General features: G+C 67.9%; 6 protein-coding genes. All 6 read left to right on the forward strand.

The annotated features are described in order from the left end of the window. The first annotated feature begins 24 nt into the window (after positions 1 to 24). Positions 25 to 924: a sulfate ABC transporter permease subunit CysT gene (cysT, locus tag DIE16_RS31565; RefSeq protein WP_124894073.1), complete on the forward strand. Its 900-nt coding sequence runs from the start codon at positions 25 to 27 to the stop codon at positions 922 to 924. After that, a complete protein-coding gene (gene cysW / locus DIE16_RS31570) occupies positions 921 to 1868 on the forward strand; it encodes a sulfate ABC transporter permease subunit CysW (RefSeq protein WP_044843607.1) in 948 nt (315 codons plus the stop codon). The genes cysT and cysW overlap by 4 nt, the downstream gene beginning before the upstream one ends. Positions 1869 to 1881: 13 nt before the next feature. Beyond that, a complete protein-coding gene (locus DIE16_RS31575) occupies positions 1882 to 2940 on the forward strand; it encodes a sulfate/molybdate ABC transporter ATP-binding protein (protein ID WP_044843606.1) in 1059 nt (352 codons plus the stop codon). Positions 2941 to 3020: 80 nt separating this feature from the next. Beyond that, positions 3021 to 3947, forward strand: a complete 927-nt coding sequence (locus DIE16_RS31580) for a CysB family HTH-type transcriptional regulator (protein ID WP_044843605.1) — start codon at positions 3021 to 3023, stop codon at positions 3945 to 3947. Between the two features lie 518 nt (positions 3948 to 4465). Continuing rightward, entirely contained in the window at positions 4466 to 5416 is a 951-nt protein-coding gene (locus DIE16_RS31585; RefSeq protein WP_044843604.1) for a sugar ABC transporter substrate-binding protein, read from the forward strand. A 145-nt stretch (positions 5417 to 5561) separates the two neighbouring features. Then, positions 5562 to 6889: sugar ABC transporter ATP-binding protein (locus DIE16_RS31590; RefSeq protein ID WP_148095402.1), on the forward strand; the 1328-nt coding region annotated here is incomplete at its 3' end.

The following is a 6889-nucleotide window of genomic DNA, read 5'->3' on the forward strand; positions in this document are numbered from 1 at the left end:
GCAACGACCCAGCAAGAGCATCCGATGACGACGTACACCTTTCGCAAGCCGAGCGCGCTGCCCGGTTTCGGCGTGACGCTCGGCATCACGGTGGCCTATTTGAGCCTCGTGGTGCTGATTCCGCTCGCCGCCACGTTCCTGAAGACCGCGACGCTGTCGTGGGACCAGTTCGTCACCGCCGTCGCGTCGCCGCGCGTACTCGCGTCGTACCGGCTGACGTTTGCCTCCGCGCTCGGCGGTGCGGTGATCAATGCCGTGTTCGGCTTTCTCGTCGCGTGGGTGCTGGTGCGCTACACGTTCCCGTTCAAGCGGCTCGTCGACGCGATCGTCGACCTGCCGTTCGCGCTGCCGACGTCGGTCGCCGGCATCTCGCTTGCCGCCGTCTACGCGACCAACGGCTGGGTGGGCCAGTATCTCGCGCCGTTCGGCATCAAGATCGCGTTCACGCCGGTCGGCGTGCTGGTGGCGCTGACCTTCATCGGGCTGCCGTTCGTCGTGCGCACCGTGCAGCCCGTGCTCGAGGATTTCGAGCGCGAGCAGGAAGAGGCCGCCGCGTGCCTCGGCGCAACGCGCTGGCTGACGTTCCGCCGCGTCGTGCTGCCGGCCGTGCTGCCCGCGCTGCTCACCGGCTTCGCACTGGCGTTCGCGCGCGCGCTCGGCGAGTACGGGTCGGTGATCTTCATCGCCGGCAACGTGCCGATGAAATCCGAGATCACGTCGCTGCTGATCATCACGAAGCTCGAGCAGTACGACTACGCGGGCGCGACCGCGCTGGCGGTCGTGATGCTGGTCGTGTCGTTCCTGATGCTGCTGCTCATCAACACGCTGCAGTGGTATCTGCAGCGCCGCACGAGCAAGGGCGCGAGCGGCCCCGCGCCCGCGACCGTCGCCGTTGCCGCGACTGCCGCCGGAGGCCAGCAATGAGCCAGGAGTCCACCGCCGTGCTGAACAACCCGTCCGCCGCGCGCGTGCGCGCCGCGAAACAACCGGATCCCGTCAGCGAGCCGCGCGCCGTGCGCTGGCTGCTGATCGGCGTCGCGCTGGCGTTCCTCGCGTTCTTCCTCGTCGTGCCGCTCGCCGCGGTGTTTTTTGAGGCGCTGCGCAAGGGCGTCGGCTTCTATCTCGAATCGCTCGCGGATCCCGACGCATGGTCGGCGATCAAGCTGACGCTGACCGTCGCGGTGATCGCGGTGCCGCTGAACCTCGTGTTCGGCGTGTGCGCGTCGTGGGCGATCGCGAAGTTCGAATTCCGCGGCAAGGCTTTACTGACGACGCTGATCGACCTGCCGTTCTCCGTGTCGCCGGTGATCTCGGGCCTCGTCTACGTGCTGCTGTTCGGTGCGCAGGGCTGGCTCGGGCCGTGGCTGCAGGGCCACGACGTGCAGATCATCTTCGCGGTGCCGGGCATCGTGCTCGCGACGATCTTCGTCACGTTCCCGTTCGTCGCGCGTGAACTGATCCCGCTGATGCAGGCGCAGGGCACCGACGAGGAGGAGGCCGCGCGCGTGCTGGGCGCATCGGGCTGGCAGATCTTCCGGCGCGTGACGCTGCCGAACGTGAAGTGGGGCCTGCTGTACGGCGTGATCCTGTGCAATGCGCGCGCGATGGGCGAGTTCGGCGCGGTGTCGGTCGTGTCCGGCCACATCCGCGGCGTGACCGACACGATGCCGCTGCACGTCGAGATCCTGTACAACGAATACAACTTCGCGGCGGCGTTCGCGGTGGCGTCGGTGCTGGCGCTGCTCGCGCTCGTCACGCTCGCGCTGAAGCTGCTCGCCGAGCGTCACCTCGCCGCCGAACTGGCCGGTGCACGCGATGACGTTCCCGCTCATGCCGGCCCCGCCGCCGCCATTTCGTCGAAATCGTAAAGAGGCAACCAGAATGGGTATCACCGTCCGTCACCTTCAGAAGCGCTTCGGCGATTTCACCGCGCTCGACAACGTGTCGCTCGACTTTCCGCCGGGCGAGCTCGTCGCACTGCTCGGACCGTCCGGTTGCGGCAAGACCACGCTGCTGCGCGTGATCGCGGGCCTCGAGCACGCGGACGCCGGCCAGGTCGTGCTGCAGGGGCTCGACGTCGCGTCGGTCGGCGCGCGCGAGCGCCAGGTCGGTTTCGTGTTCCAGCATTACGCGCTGTTCCGCCACATGACCGTGTTCGAGAACGTCGCGTTCGGGCTGCGCGTGAAGCCGCGCCGCGAGCGGCCGTCGGAAGCCGTGATCCGCGAGAAAGTGCACGAACTGCTGAAGCTCGTGCAGCTCGACTGGCTTGCGCAGCGCTACCCGTCCGAGCTGTCGGGCGGCCAGCGTCAGCGGATCGCGCTGGCCCGCGCGCTCGCGGTCGAGCCGAAGGTGCTGCTGCTCGACGAGCCGTTCGGCGCGCTCGACGCGAAGGTGCGCAAGGAACTGCGCGGCTGGCTGCGGCGCCTGCACGACGACCTGCACATCTCGACGATCTTCGTCACGCACGACCAGGAGGAGGCGCTGGAAGTGGCCGACCGGATCGTCGTGCTGAACCGCGGTCATGTGGAGCAGGTCGGCAGCCCGCAGGACGTCTACGATCATCCGCAAAGCGCGTTCGTCTACGAATTCCTCGGTGCGGCGAACCGGTTGCCGGGCACGGTCGCCGGGCGCGGCTTCGTGGCCGAGGGGGCGGCCGCGCCGATCGCGGTCGACGCCGATTTCGCGGGTCCCGCGAACGCATACGTGCGGCCGCACGACCTGCAGCTGTGGCCGGCCGGCGACGACCATCGCGACGGCATCGCGGTCGACGTGCGCCGCGTGATCCCGCTCGGCGGCTCGGTGCGGGTCGAACTCGAGGCGCGCACGGGCGGCGCACTCGAAGCGGAACTCGATCGCGACGCGTGGCGTGCGCTCGCGCTGCAGGTCGGCGACGGCGCGACGGCCGTGCCGCGCGCGGTCCGCGTGTTTCCCGCGCACTGACGCCCGGACGCGGTAAAGAGAAGAGGGCGGATACCGCTCCGAATCGACATTCAAACAACGACAGCCTAAGAGGCATACCCATGAATTTTCAGCAATTGCGTTTCGTGCGCGAGGCCGTGCGCCAGAACATGAACCTGACGGAAGTCGCGAACGTGCTGTACACGTCGCAGTCGGGCGTGTCGAAGCAGATCAAGGATCTCGAGGATGAACTGGGCGTCGATATCTTCATCCGGCGCGGCAAGCGGCTCACGGGGCTCACGGAGCCCGGCAAGGCCGTGCACCAGCTGATCGAGCGGATGCTGCTGGATGCGGAAAACCTGCGCCGCGTCGCGCGCCAGTTCGCGGACCAGGACAGCGGCCACCTCGTCGTCGCGACGACGCACACGCAAGCGCGCTACGCGCTGCCGAAGGTGATCCGCCAGTTCACCGAGGTGTTTCCGAAGGTGCATCTCGCGCTGCGCCAGGGCAGCCCGCAGCAGATCGCGCAGATGATCCTGAACGGCGAAGCCGATCTCGGCATCTCGACCGAGGCGCTCGATCGCTATCCGGACATCGTCACGTTCCCGTGCTATTCGTGGCACCACACGGTCGTCGTGCCGAAGGGGCATCCGCTCGTCGGTCGCGAGAACCTGACGCTCGACGAAATCGCCGAGTACCCGATCATCACGTATGACCAGGACTTCACGGGCCGCTCGCACATCGACCAGGCATTCGCGCAGGCCGGCGCCGTGCCCGACGTCGTGCTGACTGCAATCGACGCGGACGTGATCAAGACCTACGTCGAGCTCGGGATGGGGATCGGCGTCGTCGCAGCGATGGCCTTCGATCCGCAGCGCGACACCGGGCTCGTCGCGCTCGACACGCAGCACCTGTTCGAGGCGAGCACGACGCGGGTCGGGTTGCGCAAGGGCGCATTCCTGCGCGCGTATGCGTACCGGCTGATCGAGATGTTCGCGCCGCACCTGAACGAAGCGGAAATCGCCGGGCTGCTGCGCGAAGCGGTCTGACGGCGGGACGATGTTCCGGGGGCGCGGCAGGCGCCCTTCGGACGCGTTGCATCGGGCGCCGATGCTGCATCCGCCATCTCAGGGCGTGCCGACGCGTCGGTCCTTCGATCGAAGCTGTCGCTCACAAGCCGGGTTGCCGTGAGCGGCGGCCGTCATCTGATCGCCGACCAATAGAAAAACAAGACGGCGCATGCGCGTGCCTCGCTTCGATCATGTAACGCGCCGCAATCGGCACGTGCAACCGCGGGCTCCGAATAAACCCTTAAATATTGATCAGACGGGTTGCGCGTCGAACCGAAACGGTACAGCATAGCTTCCACTCCGCCGGCGTCCCGCCGGCGGTGGCGCGTCACGACAGCACGCGCCAGGCAGTCGGCCGTCTGCCTCGCTTCCATTCCGTGGTACCGACAAGCAGCAACGATGGCCAATGCCCGGGAAGTGTAGCGCAAACGTTTGCTCTCATTAAAACAACAGTCAAACAATAATCTGGCCCGTGGGCCAGTCGCCAGGAGATGTGTATGAATGTCCTCTTTCGCCGTCGCTTCCTGACCGCCGCGCTTGCCGCCGTCGCGGTCGCTGCCGCACCGGCCGTCCATGCGCAGGCCGCGGCCAAGCCGAAGGTCGCGCTCGTGATGAAGTCGCTCGCCAACGAGTTCTTCCTGACGATGGAAAACGGCGCGAAGGAATACCAGAAGCACAACGCCGGCCAGTTCGACCTGATCACGAACGGCATCAAGGACGAGACCGACACCGCGAACCAGATCCGCATCGTCGAGCAGATGATCGTGTCGAAGGTCGATGCGATCGTGCTCGCGCCGGCCGATTCGAAGGCGCTCGTGCCGGTCGTGAAGAAGGCGGTCGACGCGGGCATCACCGTCGTGAACATCGACAACCGGCTCGACCCGGACGTGCTGAAATCGAAGAACCTGAACGTGCCGTTCGTCGGCCCCGACAACCGCAAGGGCGCGCGCAAGATCGGCGACTACCTCGCGAAGCGGCTGAAGGCGGGCGACCAGGTCGGCATCCTCGAAGGCGTGTCGACGACGACCAACGCGCAGCAGCGCACGGCCGGCTTCGAGGACGCGATGAAGGCGGGCGGGATGAAGGTCGTGTCGGTGCAGTCGGGCGAATGGGAGATCGACAAGGGCAATGCGGTCGCGTCCGCGATGCTCAACGAATACCCGAACCTGCGCGCGTTGCTGTGCGGCAATGACAACATGGCGATCGGCGCCGTGTCGGCCGTGCGCGCGGCGGGCAAGCAGGGCAAGGTGTTCGTGGTCGGCTACGACAACATCAATGCGATCAGGCCGATGCTGAAGGACGGCCGCGTGCTCGCGACCGCCGACCAGTACGCGGCGAAGCAGGCCGTGTTCGGCATCGACACGGCGCTCAAGGCGATCGCCGAGCATCGCAAGCAGGCCGACATGTCCGGCGTGGTCGAGACGCCGGTGGATCTCGTGACGAAGTAACGCCGCCCCGTCGCGGCCGCCGGCCTCAAGAAGCGGGCCCGGCGGCCGTTATACGGAGTGAGCGCGATCACGGCCACTGCATGCACATGCACTTGTGAGCGTCACACCCGCGCGCCGCGTGCGCGCGGCCGCAACCAGGATCGCGATGGAACCGACCTTCCAACCCTCCCGTTCAGCCGTTCCCGTGCTGTCCGTCTCCGGTGTGGGCAAGACCTACGCCGAACCGGTGCTCGCCGACGTCACGTTGACGCTCGTGCCGGGTGAAGCGCTCGCGCTGACGGGCGAGAACGGCGCCGGCAAGAGCACGCTGTCGAAGATCATCGGCGGGCTCGTCGACCCGACGACCGGCACGATGCAACTCGGCGGCCAGGCCTACGCGCCGGCGAGCCGCACGCAGGCCGAGGCGCTCGGCGTGCGCATGGTGATGCAGGAGCTGAACCTGCTGCCGACGCTGACGGTCGCCGAGAACCTGTTCCTGAACCGTCTGCCGCGGCGCTTCGGCATCATCGATCGCGCGCGGCTGCGCGACGATGCGCGTGCCGCGATGGCGCAGGTCGGGCTCGACGCGGTCGATCCCGATACGCCGGTCGGCGCACTCGGCATCGGCCACCAGCAGATGGTCGAGATCGCGCGCAACCTGATCGGCGACTGCCGTGTGCTGATCCTCGACGAACCGACCGCGATGCTGACCGCGCGCGAGGTCGAACTGCTGTTCGAGCAGATCGACCGGCTGAAGGCGCGTGGCGTGGCGATCGTCTACATCTCGCACCGGCTCGAGGAACTCGCGCGGGTCGCCGAGCGTGTCGCGGTGCTGCGCGACGGCCGGCTCGTGCACGTCGGCGACATGGCCGCGACGACGTCCGACGGGCTCGTCACGCTGATGGTCGGGCGCGAGCTCGGCGAGCACATCGACCTCGGCGCGCGCCGCATCGGCGCGCCGCGCCTCGTCGTGTCGGGCATGACGCGCGGCACGGCCGTGCAGGACGTGTCGCTCGAAGTGCGCTCGGGCGAAATCTTCGGCATCTCGGGGCTGATCGGTGCCGGGCGCACCGAATTGCTGCGGCTGATCTACGGCGCGGACACGCCGGACGCCGGGATGATCGCGGTCGGCGATCCGCTGAAGCCGGCGCGCATCGGCTCGCCCGTCGACGCGGTGAAGCACGGCATCGCGCTGATCACCGAGGACCGCAAGGGCGAAGGGCTGCTGCTGTCGCAGTCGGTCACGTCGAACGTGTCGCTCGGCCAGCTCGACCGGCTCGCGCGCGGCGGCATCGTCGATACGGCGCGCGAGACGGCGCTCGCCGAGCAGCAGATCGACGCGCTGCGGATCCGCACCCACGGCGCCGCGCAGGCGGTCGGCGAACTGTCGGGCGGCAACCAGCAGAAGGTCGTGATCGGCCGCTGGCTCGCGCGCGACATGGGCGTGCTGCTGTTCGACGAACCGACCCGCGGGATCGACGTCGGCGCCAAATT

This window comes from Burkholderia sp. Bp9090 (assembly GCF_003857985.1).
In the GTDB taxonomy this organism is placed as follows: domain Bacteria; phylum Pseudomonadota; class Gammaproteobacteria; order Burkholderiales; family Burkholderiaceae; genus Burkholderia.

Excerpts from the sequence above, each read along its gene's own strand:
- DIE16_RS31585 (WP_044843604.1), top strand. The coding sequence starts at position 4,466 with ATGAATGTCCTCTTTCGCCGTCGCTTCCTGACCGCCGCGCTTGCCGCC.
- DIE16_RS31575 (WP_044843606.1), top strand. The coding sequence starts at position 1,882 with ATGGGTATCACCGTCCGTCACCTTCAGAAGCGCTTCGGCGATTTCACC.
- DIE16_RS31580 (WP_044843605.1), top strand. The coding sequence starts at position 3,021 with ATGAATTTTCAGCAATTGCGTTTCGTGCGCGAGGCCGTGCGCCAGAAC.
- cysT (WP_124894073.1), top strand. The coding sequence starts at position 25 with ATGACGACGTACACCTTTCGCAAGCCGAGCGCGCTGCCCGGTTTCGGC.
- cysW (WP_044843607.1), top strand. The coding sequence starts at position 921 with ATGAGCCAGGAGTCCACCGCCGTGCTGAACAACCCGTCCGCCGCGCGC.